Annotated in this window: 13 protein-coding genes and 1 riboswitch; of the genes, 12 read left to right on the forward strand and 1 reads right to left on the reverse strand. The window is 63.6% G+C overall.

Going from position 1 to position 14,334, the window contains the following annotated elements:
• The first annotated feature begins 380 nt into the window (after positions 1-380).
• The gene (locus VPH41_RS25900; RefSeq protein ID WP_328571977.1) at positions 381-1,412 is read left to right on the forward strand and encodes a porin; all 1,032 of its coding nucleotides are present in this window, start codon (positions 381-383) and stop codon (positions 1,410-1,412) included.
• Here the strand turns inward: VPH41_RS25900 and VPH41_RS25905 are convergent.
• A complete protein-coding gene (locus VPH41_RS25905; protein WP_328571978.1) occupies positions 1,409-3,490 on the reverse strand; it encodes a putative bifunctional diguanylate cyclase/phosphodiesterase in 2,082 nt (693 codons plus the stop codon). The genes VPH41_RS25900 and VPH41_RS25905 overlap by 4 nt on opposite strands.
• 243 nt (positions 3,491-3,733) lie before the next feature.
• Between VPH41_RS25905 and VPH41_RS25910 the strand changes: the two genes are divergently transcribed.
• From VPH41_RS25910 to VPH41_RS25960, 11 genes are all read left to right on the forward strand, one after another.
• On the forward strand, positions 3,734-4,474 hold the full coding sequence (locus VPH41_RS25910) for a Crp/Fnr family transcriptional regulator (RefSeq protein ID WP_328571979.1): 741 nt from the start codon (positions 3,734-3,736) through the stop codon (positions 4,472-4,474).
• A 45-nt stretch (positions 4,475-4,519) separates the two neighbouring features.
• Positions 4,520-6,424: a PAS domain-containing hybrid sensor histidine kinase/response regulator gene (locus tag VPH41_RS25915; RefSeq protein WP_328571980.1), complete on the forward strand. Its 1,905-nt coding sequence runs from the start codon at positions 4,520-4,522 to the stop codon at positions 6,422-6,424.
• A 28-nt stretch (positions 6,425-6,452) separates the two neighbouring features.
• Positions 6,453-7,259, forward strand: coding sequence for a response regulator (locus tag VPH41_RS25920; protein ID WP_152284321.1), 807 nt, complete (start codon positions 6,453-6,455; stop codon positions 7,257-7,259).
• A 47-nt stretch (positions 7,260-7,306) separates the two neighbouring features.
• On the forward strand, positions 7,307-7,561 hold the full coding sequence (locus VPH41_RS25925; RefSeq protein ID WP_077399591.1) for a hypothetical protein: 255 nt from the start codon (positions 7,307-7,309) through the stop codon (positions 7,559-7,561).
• A 108-nt stretch (positions 7,562-7,669) separates the two neighbouring features.
• A riboswitch (TPP riboswitch) is annotated at positions 7,670-7,785 on the forward strand.
• A gap of 79 nt (positions 7,786-7,864) precedes the next feature.
• Positions 7,865-9,778: a phosphomethylpyrimidine synthase ThiC gene (thiC, locus tag VPH41_RS25930; protein ID WP_152256204.1), complete on the forward strand. Its 1,914-nt coding sequence runs from the start codon at positions 7,865-7,867 to the stop codon at positions 9,776-9,778.
• A gap of 20 nt (positions 9,779-9,798) precedes the next feature.
• Positions 9,799-10,002 carry a sulfur carrier protein ThiS gene (gene thiS, locus VPH41_RS25935; RefSeq protein ID WP_152284344.1) on the forward strand — a complete coding sequence of 68 codons (204 nt, stop codon included), beginning with the start codon at positions 9,799-9,801 and terminating at the stop codon, positions 10,000-10,002.
• Positions 10,003-10,027: 25 nt separating this feature from the next.
• Positions 10,028-10,822, forward strand: coding sequence for a thiazole synthase (locus VPH41_RS25940; RefSeq protein WP_287775654.1), 795 nt, complete (start codon positions 10,028-10,030; stop codon positions 10,820-10,822).
• Positions 10,822-11,586 carry a bifunctional hydroxymethylpyrimidine kinase/phosphomethylpyrimidine kinase gene (gene thiD / locus VPH41_RS25945; RefSeq protein ID WP_328571981.1) on the forward strand — a complete coding sequence of 255 codons (765 nt, stop codon included), beginning with the start codon at positions 10,822-10,824 and terminating at the stop codon, positions 11,584-11,586. The genes VPH41_RS25940 and thiD overlap by 1 nt, the downstream gene beginning before the upstream one ends.
• A gap of 10 nt (positions 11,587-11,596) precedes the next feature.
• Complete coding sequence (gene thiE / locus VPH41_RS25950; RefSeq protein ID WP_328571982.1) at positions 11,597-12,265, forward strand: thiamine phosphate synthase; 669 nt, start codon at positions 11,597-11,599, stop codon at positions 12,263-12,265.
• 35 nt (positions 12,266-12,300) lie between these two features.
• Positions 12,301-12,933, forward strand: a complete 633-nt coding sequence (locus tag VPH41_RS25955) for an ANTAR domain-containing response regulator (RefSeq protein WP_152256208.1) — start codon at positions 12,301-12,303, stop codon at positions 12,931-12,933.
• 111 nt (positions 12,934-13,044) lie between these two features.
• On the forward strand, positions 13,045-14,151 hold the full coding sequence (locus tag VPH41_RS25960; protein ID WP_328571983.1) for an S-(hydroxymethyl)glutathione dehydrogenase/class III alcohol dehydrogenase: 1,107 nt from the start codon (positions 13,045-13,047) through the stop codon (positions 14,149-14,151).
• The last annotated feature ends 183 nt before the right edge of the window (positions 14,152-14,334 follow it).

Genomic DNA, 14,334 nt, shown 5'->3' on the forward strand with positions numbered 1-14,334 from the left:
GGGAACGGGGGTAAAACAGCTGACGATGTTATAATGTCGGCCTCGGCGCCTCCTGCCTCATCTTCGCGGACGGCGCCAGCGGACGCAGTTTTATCCAACTCCCGTCTGCGTCACAAGGCCAGCGCATCTGCGATGCCAGCCATTTCAGTGCGTCCCCTGCGGGCCGGGCGCCTGAGCCACGCGCACCGCCAGCGGTGCACCATTCACGGCGGACTCGCGCGCGCCATCGTTCACCGGCCGCGCCGCCACAGCTTAGCCAGGAATGTTGTTATCTGGCCAGTCGTCTTTCGATACGGCATTGATCCACGGCGCGCCCTGCCGCCTGTGGCTATGCCATGGCCGCACGCTTTCCCGGTTTTGCCTGCATAAGGAAAACCATCATGAAAAAAATCTGTCTCGCATTCGCCACCCTGGGCGCCTTGCCCGCCGTCCACGCCCAGTCGTCCGTCGATATGTATGGTTTGATGGACGCGGCCCTGGTGCAGGAACGCGGCATCAGCAAGCTCACCAGTGGCGTATCGGCCGGCTCGCGCCTGGGCTTGCGCGGCACGGAGTCGCTGGGCGATGGCTGGCAAGCCGTGTTCACCCTGGAAGCGGGCGTGCAGGGCGATACGGGCCGCTCGGACCAGGCCGGCCAATTGTTCGGCCGCCAGGCCTTTGTCGGCCTCAATAGCCCGCTGGGCATGCTGACCGTGGGCCGCCAGTACAATCTGCAAAGCCAGGCGCTGACGGACGTGGCCGACCCCTTCGAGGGCGGCATGGCGGGCGCCTCGACCAACCTGGCTGGCTATTCGGCCACGCGCATCGACAATACCGTGCGCTACACGTCGCCCGAGCTGCGCGGCGTCACGGCCACCGTCATGTACGGTTTTGGCGAACACACGGGCGTTGCGGCAGATCAGCGTTCGCTGGGCCTGGCCCTCGGCTATGTCAACGGTCCGCTGACCCTGCGCCTGGCGCGCCAGAGCCGTGGCGGCGACGTCGGCAAGGCCGACGTCAACAACACCATTCTGGCCGGTAACTACAACTTCGGCGTGGCCACGGCGTTTGCCGGCTATGGCCGCAACACGGGCGACGGCAGTACCATGTTCTTTGCCGAAAATCCGTATGGCGCGGCGCAGGCGCCGGCCCAGTCCACCGACAGCCGCGACGCCATCGTTGGCGTGTCCGTGCCGCTGGGCGCGACGACCTTGCTGGCTTCGTTCATCCACAAGGATGACCGCAATGCGGCCAACCGCGACGCGCAGCAGCTGGCCATCGGCGCCACGTATGCCTTGTCCAAGCGCAGCAAGCTGTATGTTGCCTACGCGCATATCCGCAACCGCAACGACGCCGCCTACATGGTGGGCAACGCCACGGAAGTGGGCACGGGCAACCGCGCGCTGAACATCGGCTTGCGCCACGCCTTCTAAGCCGGCAGCAGTTTTCTCTCCAGCAGCAGTTCTTCGAAGGCGGCGGCGGTCAGGGGGCGGCTGAACAGGTAGCCCTGCATCTGGTCGCAGCCGTGCTCGCGCAGGAAGGCCAGCTGCTGCGCCGTTTCCACGCCTTCCGCAATCACTTTCAGGCGCAGGCTGTGCGCCAGCGAAATGATGGCGCGCACGATGGCTGCGTCGTCGCCGTGCGCGATGTCGCTGACGAAAGACTTGTCGATTTTCAGCACGTCGATGGGGAAATGCCGCAGGTAGGCCAGGCTGGAATAGCCGGTGCCGAAGTCGTCGATCGACAGTTGCACGCCCAGCGCCTTGAGGTTGGCCATGATGGATGTGGCTTGCTCCACGTCATGCATGACCATGCTTTCAGTCAATTCCAATTCCAGATGGACGGCAGCGAGCCCCGTTGCGGCCAGCGCCTGCGCCACCGCGTGCAGCAGGTTCTTTTGCTTGAATTGCCGCGCCGACAGATTGACAGCCAGGCGCAGCGGGCCATGGCCCGCCAGTTGCCAGGCGCGCGCCTGGCCGCATGCCGTGTGCAGGGCCCAGTCGCCGATGGGGATGATCAAGCCCATTTCCTCGGCCAGGCCGATGAAGCTGGCCGGCGGAATCCGTCCCAGCTGCGGGTGGGTCCAGCGCAGCAGCGCTTCCATGCCCACCACTGCGCCGCTGGCCAGATCCAGCTGGGGCTGGTATTCGAGGTGGAACTGCCCCCGTTCCAGGGCGTGGCGCAGCTCGCTTTCCAGTCCCAGCCGCTCCAGGGTGCCCGCATTCATGCTTGCGGCATAGAATTGCCAGTGGCCCCGTCCCTGTTCCTTGGCGCGGTACATGGCGATGTCGGCATGCTTGATCAAGGTGTCGGCATCCTGGCCATCGTCGGGATACACGGCCACGCCCATGCAGCAACTGAGGATGAATTCGTACTCGCCCAGCTGCAGCGGCTGGGCCACGGCGTCGAGGATGCGCTGCAGGGTGGCCGCGCCCGGTTCGCCGCCGCCATGCTGGGGCAGCAGCAGCACGAATTCGTCGCCGCCCAGGCGCGCCACCGTGTCGACTTCGCGCGTGGCGTCGCGCAGCCGTTCGGCCACGTTTTTCAGCACGCTGTCGCCCGCATCGTGTCCCAGGGTATCGTTGACGAATTTAAAGCGGTCGAGGTCGATGAAGACCACCCACAGGGGCAGGCCGCTGCGCCGCGTCACGGCCATCGCCTGGTCCAGCCGTTCGCGCAGCAGGGCCCGGTTAGCCAGGCCTGTGAGGATATCGTGCCTGGCCTGGAATTCCATCTCCTGTTCGAAGCGCATGACGGTGCTGATGTCGTATTGCGCCACGACAAAGTGGCTGACGGGGCCATTGCCATCGTCGCGCACGGGCGCGACGAACAGCTCGCTCCAGTAGCAGCTGCCATCCTTGCGGAAATTGCGCACGATGGCCTTGCCTTCGCGCTGCTCGCGCAGGGCCGCCGCAATGGCGTGCATGTCTTGCCGGCCTTGCTCCGGTCCCTGCAAGTCTTCCAGGCGCTGGCCGATCACTTCGCCGGCCGCATAGCCGGTGATGCGCTCGAAGGCGGGATTGACGTACTCGATCAGGTAGCCGGGCGCATCGGCGCTGCACAGGATGATGGCATTGGCCGACACTTCGATGATGCGTTCGCGCAAGCGCAGCGATTTTTCATTGTGCATGCGCGCGGCGATGTCTTCGGACAGGCGCAGATTGGCAAATTGCAGCGCCGCCGTGCGTTCGCCCGTGATGCGGGCAATTACGCTGTTGCGTGACACCAGCTGATACACATACGCGGCCGCCAGCAGGCTAGACAGGATTCCGCCCAGCAGCACGTACAGCGAGCCGCGGCGGTTGGCATCCAGGCCCATGCCGTTGGCGGGCAGCAGGGCGGCGCCCAAGGTGTGCCCGCTGGCGTGGTATTGCAGCAGCAGCCGCGTGCTTTCCGCTTCGATCTGGCGTGCCGAGGCGTAGCACAGGGCCGTCAGGCACAGCCCGAACGCCAGGGTGAGCAGGGCCGAGGTGGAAACGGAAATGGAGATGCGTTTGAAGAATGATTGCATGATGGCGTCCGGTGGCAGCGCCCGCGCCGATCCGTGATCCGTGATCCGGCAGCCCTGGCAGTGATGGACTGTAGGGCGCGGGGCAAAGCAGCGTCCGTTCGCTACCGAACGGACGGCCATGCCAGCAGGAAATATAGTCGCGGCATTGTACAGCGCTGTGTTACGCTGCTGCACATGGCGGCCCTCGTTCGGACGTCTCCCATCTATCCCCTAGCTGACGACTGGAAACCAGGAATCCTGCCCATGTCGAGTCCGCATGCCCAGCTGCACAACCCGAATCAAAACCATTTGCTCGCCGCCATGCTCGACGCCGATTTCGCGCGCCTGGCCCCGTACCTGGAGCAAGTCTCCATGCTGCTCGGCGACGTGATCTACGATTCGGGCGACAAGCTGCAGCATGTGTATTTCCCCACCACGGCCATCGTTTCCCTGCATTACCTGCTGGAAAACGGCGGCTCGTCCGAGATCGCCGGCGTGGGCAATGAAGGCGTGGTGGGCGTGTCGCTGTTTATGGGCGGCAATTCGACTCCCAGCCGCGCCGTCGTGCAGACGGGCGGCGTCGGCTACCGCCTGAAGGCCCACCTGCTGATGGAGGAATTCGACCGCGCCGGTCCCGTCATGCGTTTGCTGCTGCGCTATACGCAAGCGCTGATCACGCAAATGTCGCAGACGGCCGTGTGCAACCGCCACCATACGGTAGAGCAGCAGCTGTGCCGCTGGCTGCTGCTGACCATGGACCGTTTGCCGAACCGCGAACTGACCATGACGCAGGAACTGATCGCCAATATGCTGGGCGTGCGCCGCGAAGGCGTGACGGAAGCGGCCGGGCGCTTGCAGCAGCGGGGCTTCATCAGCTACCGGCGCGGCCATATCTCCGTGCTGGACCGCGCGGGCCTCGAAGGCCATGTGTGCGAATGCTATGGCGTGGTCAAGAAGGAATTCGCGCGCCTGCTGTCGGACGTGCGCCAGCGCCAAACGTCCTGAACACCGCACCTTCCCCTATTCCGTCCTTACCGCCCAGGCTAGCTCATGCAATCTGTCGAAAAAAATCCCTCCCGCGCCCCGTCGCGCTGGCCCATGGCGCTGGCGTTTTCGTTCAGCGCCATCGTGCTGCTGGCCGTGGGCTTGCTGGCCTGGCGCGCGCCGTTCGAAACGGCGTGCGTCATCGACACGCTGGTATTCTTGCTGCTGATGCTGCTGGTGGCGCTGTACCGGCGCACGGTGGCGGCCAGCCTGCCGCGCCAGCTGCTCAAGGCGGGCGCCTTGCAGGATGCGATTTTCAACAGCGCCAATTTCTCCTGCATCGCCACCGATGCGCAAGGCGTGATCCAGATTTTCAATGTGGGCGCCGAACGCATGCTCGGCTATGCCGCCAGCGACGTGGTCGACAAGCTGACGCCGGCCGGCATTTCTGACGCGCAAGAAATCATCGCGCGCGCGGCCGCCCTCAGCGCTGAACTCGACACCGTCATCACGCCCGGCGTGGAAGCGCTCGTGTTCAAGGCCACGCGCGGCATCGAAGACATCTACGAATTGACCTACATCCGCAAGGATGGCAGCCGCTTCCCCGCCATCGTCTCCGTGACGGCCTTGCGCGACGCGCAGAACAAGGTCATCGGCTACCTGCTGATCGGCACGGACAATACGGCGCGCAAGCAGGTCGAGGCGGAACAGGCGCTGCTGGACCAGCGCCTGCAGGAACAGCAGGCGTACACGCGCTCGCTTGTCGAGACCAACAATGCCGAGCTGAAAAAGGCGCGCCAGGTGGCGGAAAAGGCCAACCGCGCCAAGTCCGAATTCCTGTCGAGCATGAGCCATGAATTGCGCACGCCCTTGAACGCCGTGCTGGGCTTTGCCCAGCTGATGGCGTCCGACGTGCCGCCGCCCAGCCCGCCGCAGCAGCGCTCGATCGAGCAAATTCTCAAGGGCGGCTGGTATCTCTTGCGTTTGATCAATGAAATCCTCGACCTGGCCATGATCGAGTCGGGCAAGGTGACCCTGTCGCAGGAAGCGATGTCCTTGCTCGACGTACTGCAGGATTGCCAGGCGATGATCGCGCCGCAGGCGGAAAAGCGGGGCATCTCCATGCAGTTTCCCCGCTGCGGCCAGGCTTTCTATGTGCATGCGGACCGCACGCGCGTGAAGCAGGTGATGGTCAACCTGCTGTCGAACGCCATCAAGTACAACCAGGGCGGCGGCACCGTCACCGTCGAATGCAGCCGGCACGGCGACAGGGTGCGGGTCAGCGTGCGCGACAGCGGCGCCGGCCTGAATGCCGAACAGATGAGTCAATTGTTCCAGCCTTTCAACCGCCTGGGACAGGAAAACAGCACGGAAGAGGGCACCGGTATCGGCCTCGTCGTCACCAAGCAGCTGGTCGAACTGATGGGCGGCGCCATCGGCGTCGACAGCACGGTGGGCGTGGGCACGACCTTCTGGTTCGAGCTGGCCGCCAGCAATGCACCGTCGCTGGTGCTGGGCGAGGGCAATGCCTTGCCGCAGGTGCAAGAGCCGCAGGAAAGCCAGCGCACCTTGCTGTACGTGGAAGACAATCCCGCCAACCTGGCGCTGGTGGAACAATTGATCGCCCGCCGCAGCGACCTGAAACTGCTGACGGCCATCGATGCGCACCTGGGCATCGACCTGGCGCGCACGTATCAACCGGACGTGATCTTGATGGATATCAACCTGCCCGGCATCAGCGGCTACGGCGCCCTGCATATCCTGCACGACGATCCGCTGACCCGCCACATTCCCGTGATGGCCCTGTCGGCCAACGCCGTGCCGCGCGACATCGAGAAAGGCCTGGAGGCGGGCTTCTTCCGCTATCTGACCAAGCCCATCAAGGTCGTCGAATTCATGGATGCGCTCGACGTGGCCCTGCACCATGCGGCCGCGCACGGCCTGGCCGACGACAATCATGCAGTACGCTAATTCAGCACTCAATTTTAGGAATACCGCCATGCTTCAAGCCACCGAGATCCTGAACGCCAGCATCCTCATCGTCGATGACCAGGAGGCCAACGTCATGCTGCTCGAACAGGTGCTGCGCAATGCCGGCTATACGCGCATCACGTCCACCATGGACCCGCAAGCCGTGCGCGCGCTGCACCAGGAGCACCGCTACGACCTGATCCTGCTCGACTTGCAGATGCCGGAAATGGACGGCTTTGAAGTCATGGAAGGCTTGCGCGACATCGAGGCGGGCAGCTACCTGCCCGTGCTGGTGATCACGGCCCAGCCCGGCCACAAGCTGCGCGCGCTGCAGGCGGGCGCCAAGGATTTCGTCAGCAAGCCCTTCGACCTGGTGGAAGTCAAAACGCGCATCCACAACATGCTGGAAGTGCGATTGCTGTACCGCAAGCTGGCCGAGTACAACAAGTCGCTGGAACAGATGGTGGAAGAGCGCACGGCGGAGTTGCGCGAAAGCGAAGCGCGTTTCCAGCGCTTCACGGAACTGTCGTCCGACTGGTACTGGGAACAGGATGCGCAGGGCAATCTGACGCGTTTTTCCGGCCCCGTGGCCGAGATGCTGGGCATCGGCAGCGAGGAAGAACCGCAGCGCTGGAACGCCACCGAACGCGCGCTGCTCGACGCCAAGATTGCCGCGCGCGAACCGTTTCTCGACTTCATCTACAGCCGCGCCAACCTGGACGGCAGCACGCAATATCTGCAGGTCAGCGGCGAACCGATGTTCGACAATGGCAGCCGCTTCATCGGCTACCGGGGCATCGGTCTCGACGTCACGGAGCGCTTGCGCGCTGTTTGATTTCGCATGATTTATACTGGGTGCATCGATACTGACCAGGAAAAATCATGACTGACAAATCTCCCTCCTACTGGTTCCCCGCCAAGACCTATGGCTGGGGCTGGGGCTTGCCCATCACCTGGCAGGGCTGGCTGGTGTTCCTGGCCGCGCTGGCGCTGTTTGCCTGCGGCGCCTTCCTGTTTCCGCCTCAAACCATGCTGGTCGGCTACATCGTCTATGAAGTGGCCATCGTTGCCGTGCTCATTTTCATCTGCCAGCTGAAGGGCGAACCGACCAGCTGGCGCTGGGGCAAGAAGAAATAAACGCGATGGCATCTGTTGCATTGCAGCAGATGCGCAAAGACGACACCTGCAAGAAATCATCTGGCCACGCGGCGTGAACCGCGTATAATTGGCTCGCTGCCGCAAGGCGGCAAACGCTAGGGGTCCTGCCTTTCGCTGTGGAAACACGGTGCAAGCGCGGGTGAGAAATACCCTCCGAACCTGATCTGGATAATGCCAGCGAAGGGAAGCTTTAGGATGACTGCACCCCGCTTTTCCGCGTGCATAATTCCGAACCTCCTTAGCTGGCTCCAGGCTTAAAAATAGTCTAGCCAAGGAGCCAAAATGAACGCCAATCCGAAATTCCTCTCCGCCACCGCCACGGTCGACGAAGCCGCCATCGCGCCGCTGCCCAATTCGCGCAAGATCTACGTGCAAGGCAGCCGTCCCGACATCCGCGTGCCCATGCGCGAGATCAGCCAGTCCGACACGGAAGCGTCGTTCGGCGGCGAAAAGAATCCCCCCATTTACGTCTACGATACCTCCGGCCCGTACACGGACCCGGACGTGCAGATCGACATCCGCTCAGGTCTCGATACGCCGCGCCTGCCATGGATCGCCGAGCGTGCCGACACGGAGGAACTGGCCGGCCCCACGTCCGACTACGGCATCGCCCGCCTGGCGGACCCCAAGCTGGCCGAGCTGCGCTTTAATCTGCACCGCAAGCCGCGCCGCGCCATCGCCGGCAAGAACGTGACGCAAATGCATTACGCGCGCCAAGGCATCATCACGCCGGAAATGGAATTCGTCGCCATCCGCGAAAACATGCGCCGCCAGGAGTATTTGCGCGAACTCAAGGCTTCCGGCCCCATGGGCGAGCGCCTGGCCGAGCTGATGGGCCGCCAGCACCCGGGCCAGTCCTTCGGCGCCAGCATTCCGGCCGAAATCACGCCTGAATTCGTGCGCGAGGAAATCGCCCGCGGCCGCGCCATCATTCCCGCCAACATCAACCACCCGGAAGTGGAACCGATGATTATCGGCCGCAATTTCTTGGTGAAAATCAACGCGAATATCGGCAATTCGGCCGTGACGTCTTCCATCGGCGAGGAAGTGGAAAAGATGACCTGGGCCATCCGCTGGGGCGGCGACAATGTGATGGACTTGTCTACCGGCAAGCATATCCATGAAACGCGCGAATGGATCATCCGCAACAGCCCCGTGCCCATCGGCACCGTGCCCATCTACCAGGCGCTGGAAAAGGTCAATGGCAAGGCCGAAGATTTAACTTGGGAAATTTTCCGCGACACCCTGATTGAGCAGGCCGAGCAGGGCGTCGACTACTTCACCATCCATGCGGGCGTGCTGCTGCGCTATGTGCCGATGACGGCCAAGCGCCTGACGGGCATCGTGTCGCGCGGCGGCTCCATCATGGCGAAATGGTGTCTGGCGCACCACCAGGAGTCGTTCCTCTACACGCATTTCGAAGAGATCTGCGAAATCATGAAGGCGTATGACGTGTCGTTCTCGCTGGGCGACGGCCTGCGCCCCGGCTCCATCTACGATGCCAACGACGAGGCGCAGCTGGGCGAACTGAAGACCCTGGGCGAGCTGACGCAAATCGCCTGGAAGCACGACGTGCAAGTGATGATCGAAGGCCCGGGCCACGTGCCCATGCAGCTGATCAAGGAAAACATGGACTTGCAGCTGGAACAGTGCGGCGAAGCGCCGTTCTATACCTTGGGGCCGCTGACGACGGATATCGCGCCCGGCTACGACCACATCACGTCGGGCATCGGCGCGGCCATGATCGGCTGGTATGGCACGGCCATGCTGTGCTACGTGACGCCGAAGGAACACCTGGGCTTGCCCAACAAGGCGGACGTGAAGGACGGCATCATCACGTACAAGATCGCGGCGCATGCGGCCGACCTGGCCAAGGGCCATCCGGGCGCGCAAATCCGCGACAACGCCCTGTCGAAGGCGCGTTTCGAATTCCGCTGGGACGACCAGTTCAACATCGGCCTGGATCCGGACAAGGCGCGCGAATTCCACGATGAAACCCTGCCCAAGGATTCGGCCAAGGTGGCGCATTTCTGCTCCATGTGCGGCCCCCATTTCTGTTCGATGAAGATCACGCAGGAAGTGCGCGAATACGCGGCCGGCATGGGCATCGCGGAAGACAAGGCGCTCAAGCAGGGCATGGAAATCAAGGCCATCGAGTTCATCAAGAACGGCGCCGAGCTGTACCGCAAGGTCTGAAGGAGGGCGTGATGACGGCATTGATCAATATCACGCTCAACGGCGCGCCGCACCAGGTGCCGCCGGGACAGACACTCGACCAGCTGATCGCCGCGCTGTCGCTGGAAAACCAGGCGCTGGCGCTGGCCGTCAACCGCAACGTCGTGCCGCGCAAGGCGTGGCCGGAGCAGGTCTTGCAGACGCAGGACCAAGTGGAAATTGTCCGCGCCATCGGCGGCGGTTAAGTTGAGAAAAGACAAGGAACAGAACATGCATACCGCAACAAACAACGACCTGCTGACCATCGCGGGAAAACAGTATCAATCGCGCCTGCTGGTGGGCAGCGGCAAGTACAAGGATTTGCCGCAGACGCGCGAAGCGACGGACGCGGCCGAGGCGCAGATCATCACGGTGGCGATCCGCAGGGTGAATATTGGACAAGATCCGAACGCGCCCAGCCTGCTCGATGTCGTGCCGCCGGACCAGTACACGATCTTGCCGAACACGGCTGGCTGCTACAACGCCAAGGATGCCGTGTACACCCTGCAACTGGCGCGCGAACTGCTGGGCGGGCGCAATCTGGTGAAGCTGGAAGTGCTGGGCGATGAAAAGACCCTGTTCCCGCACATGCCGGAAACCCTGGTCGCGGCCGAGGCGCTGGTCAAGGATGGCTTCGATGTGATGGTCTATTGCAGCGACGACCCCATCCAGGCGAAGATTCTGGAAGACATCGGCTGCGTGGCTGTCATGCCGCTGGCGTCCCTGATCGGTTCGGGCATGGGCATCTTGAATCCGTGGAATTTGTCCTTGATCATCGATCAGGCAAAAGTGCCCGTGCTCGTCGATGCGGGCGTGGGCACGGCGTCGGATGCGGCCATCGCCATGGAATTGGGTTGCGATGGCGTGCTGATGAATACGGCCATTGCGGGCGCGCGCGACCCCGTGCGCATGGCGCGCGCCATGAAGCTGGCCGTGCGGGCCGGGCGCGAAGCGTTTCTGGCGGGGCGCATGCCCCGTAAATTCGCCGCGTCGCCGTCGTCGCCGATGGCGGGCCGGCTGGCGTGATGGCGCGGCGGCGCCCCACCGTGCTTGTGTTTGCGGGCCTGGACCCCTCGGGCGGCGCCGGCCTGGCCGCCGACATCGTGGCCATAGCGGCGCAGGGCGCGCATGCCTTGCCCGTCATCACGGCCTTGACGGTGCAGGACAACGACCGCGTGTTTGCTGTCGAGCCTGTGGCACCGGAATTGCTGCGCCGGCAGGCACAGGCGCTGATCGCCAAGATCGCCATCGATGCCGTGAAAATCGGCATCCCCGGCAGCGCCGCGAATGCGGCCGTCATCGCGCAGCTGATCGCGCAATTGCGGCTGGCCCGCCCAAGCTTGCCCGTGGTGCTCGATCCCGTGCTGGCCAGCGGCCATGGCGATGTGCTCAGCCGGGACGACGCCGTGCTGGCGCTGGCGCCTTTGCTGCCGGTCACGACCGTGATCGTGCCGAACGGACCGGAAGCGCAAGCCCTGGGCGGCGCAGAAAGCCTGCGCGCGCAAGGCTGCCAGCACGTGCTGGTGACGGGCGGGCATGGCGATGGCGAGGACGTGATCAACCGCTGGATTGACGGTGCCGGCGGGGAGCGTGCGTGGCGCTGGCCGCGCCTGCCTGGCGAATTTCACGGCAGCGGCTGCACCTTGGCGTCCGCCATTGCGGGGCGGCTGGCCCAAGGCGAGCCGATGCACGATGCGCTCGATGGCGCGCAAGCCTATTGCCATGCGGCCCTGGCCGGCGCGTATGCGGTTGCGCCAGGTCAATTGATGCCGCAACGATTGTATGAATAAGGAAAACATCATGCGTGGACTGTATCTCGTTACCCCGAACTGGGACGACACCGACCGCCTGCTCGACGTAAGCGAGCAGGCTTTGCAGGAAGGCGTGGCCCTGCTGCAATACCGCCACAAGAGCGCCGAGGCGGACCAGCGGCGCGAGCAGGCGGGCGCCTTGCTGGCCCTGGCCCGCAAATATGGCGTGCCTTTCATCATCAACGATTTTCTCGAGCTGTGCGAAGAGCTGGACGCGGATGGCGTGCATGTGGGGGGCACGGATGCGTCCGTTGCGCAGGTGCGCGCGCGCCTGGGCGCGGACAAGATCGTGGGCGCCTCGTGCTATGGCGACATGGCCCTGGCCCGGACAGCCGAGGCGGGCGGCGCCAGCTATGTGGCCTTCGGCGGCTTCTATCCCTCGCTGGTCAAAAAATACCCGGTGACGACGCCCCTCGATATCGTGCTGCAAGCCAAGTGCGAGATCCGCTTGCCGTGCGTGGTGATCGGCGGCATGACGCCGGAGAACGCGGCGCCGCTGGTCGCGCGCGGCGCCGACATGGTGGCGGCCATCAGCAGCGTATTTGGCAACGGACACCAGGCGGATGCTGTGGATATTGCAGTGCAGCAATTCAATCTGCTGTTTGCGCAGGCGGGGGGGCGCGTGAGGGGGCGGATTTCGCGAATAATCGGCATATAATAAGGGCATCATTCATTACCGAGGTCCCTTTACCCATGAGTCAGCCAGCCGCCGCGAAACGCCTTATCCTGATCGTTGACGATGACCAGCTCCTGTTGGAATTCCTCGGCGAAGTCCTTCGCCATGCCGGTTACGAGACGGCCCTGGCTAATTCGGCCGAAGTGGCGCTGCAGCTGATCGCCCAGCGCGAGCCGGACCTGGCCCTGCTCGACATCCACATGCCGGGCATGTCCGGCCTGGAACTGGCCAAGCGCCTGCACGGCGAGACGGCCGTGCCGTTCATGTTCCTGTCCGGCAGCGGCGACAGCGAATCGGGCAAGCAGGCGGCCGCCTACGGCGCCGTCGGCTACGTGGTGAAACCCGTCGACGAAGGCCGTTTGATGCCCGCGTTCGAAGCGGGCCTGGCGCGCGCCGACGAGATCCGCCAGCTGCGCCGCACCGAGCTGAACCTGAACGCCGCGCTGGCCGCCGGCCGCGAAACGAGCCTGGCCGTGGGCTTGCTGATGGGCAAATTCCAGACGGACCGCAACACGGCCTTCGAAGTGCTGCGCGACCATGCCCGTTCCAGCCGCCGCAAGATCAATGAAATCGCCAGCCAGCTGCTGCTGGCCGAAGAAACCCTGAACGGCTTGCACGGCGCCTTCCTCAACCGGGCAAAAAGCAAGTAAGGCAGGGAAGCCGGATAGGCATCTTCCAGGCGCCTGCTTTTCGCCCTGGCTTGTTATGATGTGAGGATACGGCGCGTTCGCGCGCCCGGTTCAACTATTGACAGGACACACATGAAAACCAAAGCAGCGATTGCATGGAAGGCGGGCGCCCCGCTAACGATCGAAGAAGTCGACCTGGCCGGCCCGCGCGAGGGCGAGGTACTGGTCGAGATCAAGGCCACGGGAATCTGCCACACCGATTGCTACACCCTGTCGGGCGCCGATCCGGAAGGCATCTTCCCATCGATCCTGGGCCATGAAGGCGCCGGCATCGTCGTCGACGTGGGTCCGGGCGTGAAAAGCCTGAAGAAGGATGACCACGTCATCCCCCTGTACACGCCTGAATGCCGCCAGTGCAAGTTCTGCCTGTCGCAAAAGACCAACCTGTGCCAGTCGATCCGCTCCACGCAGGGCCGCGGCCTGATGCCGGACGCGACGTCGCGCTTTTCCATCGACGGCAAGCCCATCTTCCACTACATGGGCACGTCCACGTTCTCGAACTACATCGTCGTGCCGGAAATCGCGCTGGCGAAAATCCGCGAAGACGCGCCGTTCGACAAGGTGTGCTACATCGGTTGCGGCGTGACGACGGGCGTGGGCGCCGTGCTGTTCACGGCCAAGGTGGAAGCGGGCGCCAACGTGGTCGTGTTCGGCCTGGGCGGCATCGGCCTGAACGTGATCCAGGCGGCGAAGATGGTCGGCGCGGATAAAATCATCGGCGTGGACATCAATCCTGCGCGCCAGGAAATTGCCCGCAAGTTCGGCATGACGCACTTCGTCAACGCCAACGAGGTGGAAAACGTTGTGGATACCATCGTGCAGCTGACGGACGGCGGCGCCGATTACAGTTTCGAATGCATCGGCAATACCACCACCATGCGCCAGTCGCTCGAGTGCTGCCACAAGGGATGGGGCCAGTCCATCATCATCGGCGTGGCCGCGGCCGGCCAGGAAATTTCCACGCGTCCGTTCCAGCTGGTGACGGGGCGCGTATGGAAGGGTTCCGCTTTCGGCGGCGCGCGCGGACGCACTGACGTGCCGAAGATCGTCGACTGGTATATGGAAGGCAAGCTCAATATCGACGATTTGATCACGCACCGCTTGAAGCTCGATGATATCAATCAAGGTTTCGACTTGATGAAGAGCGGGGAGTCGATCCGTTCCGTCGTGCTGTATTGATCTGCCGTACAGATTGAAATACGCCGTACCACGGCGTTTTTGCGGAGGCTTCGGCCTCCGTTTTTTTTGCCCGTGCTTTGCCGCCCGTCGCGCAAGCCTGCCGTCCAGGCCAGCATTTGTGCAGCCTGTCGCACGGCGCTGGAGCCGCCCGCCGCGCCTGGCTAGAGTGGACGCTCCAACCAT

The sequence above is a fragment of the Janthinobacterium sp. P210006 genome (assembly GCF_036231885.1).
GTDB classification, from domain to species: Bacteria; Pseudomonadota; Gammaproteobacteria; order Burkholderiales; family Burkholderiaceae_D; genus Janthinobacterium; species Janthinobacterium violaceinigrum.

Excerpts from the sequence above, each read along its gene's own strand:
- VPH41_RS25900 (WP_328571977.1), top strand. The coding sequence starts at position 381 with ATGAAAAAAATCTGTCTCGCATTCGCCACCCTGGGCGCCTTGCCCGCC.
- thiC (WP_152256204.1), top strand. The coding sequence starts at position 7,865 with ATGAACGCCAATCCGAAATTCCTCTCCGCCACCGCCACGGTCGACGAA.
- VPH41_RS25960 (WP_328571983.1), top strand. The coding sequence starts at position 13,045 with ATGAAAACCAAAGCAGCGATTGCATGGAAGGCGGGCGCCCCGCTAACG.
- VPH41_RS25955 (WP_152256208.1), top strand. The coding sequence starts at position 12,301 with ATGAGTCAGCCAGCCGCCGCGAAACGCCTTATCCTGATCGTTGACGAT.
- VPH41_RS25915 (WP_328571980.1), top strand. The coding sequence starts at position 4,520 with ATGCAATCTGTCGAAAAAAATCCCTCCCGCGCCCCGTCGCGCTGGCCC.
- thiD (WP_328571981.1), top strand. The coding sequence starts at position 10,822 with ATGGCGCGGCGGCGCCCCACCGTGCTTGTGTTTGCGGGCCTGGACCCC.
- thiE (WP_328571982.1), top strand. The coding sequence starts at position 11,597 with ATGCGTGGACTGTATCTCGTTACCCCGAACTGGGACGACACCGACCGC.
- VPH41_RS25925 (WP_077399591.1), top strand. The coding sequence starts at position 7,307 with ATGACTGACAAATCTCCCTCCTACTGGTTCCCCGCCAAGACCTATGGC.
- VPH41_RS25905 (WP_328571978.1), bottom strand. The coding sequence starts at position 3,490 with ATGCAATCATTCTTCAAACGCATCTCCATTTCCGTTTCCACCTCGGCC.
- VPH41_RS25940 (WP_287775654.1), top strand. The coding sequence starts at position 10,028 with ATGCATACCGCAACAAACAACGACCTGCTGACCATCGCGGGAAAACAG.
- VPH41_RS25910 (WP_328571979.1), top strand. The coding sequence starts at position 3,734 with ATGTCGAGTCCGCATGCCCAGCTGCACAACCCGAATCAAAACCATTTG.
- VPH41_RS25920 (WP_152284321.1), top strand. The coding sequence starts at position 6,453 with ATGCTTCAAGCCACCGAGATCCTGAACGCCAGCATCCTCATCGTCGAT.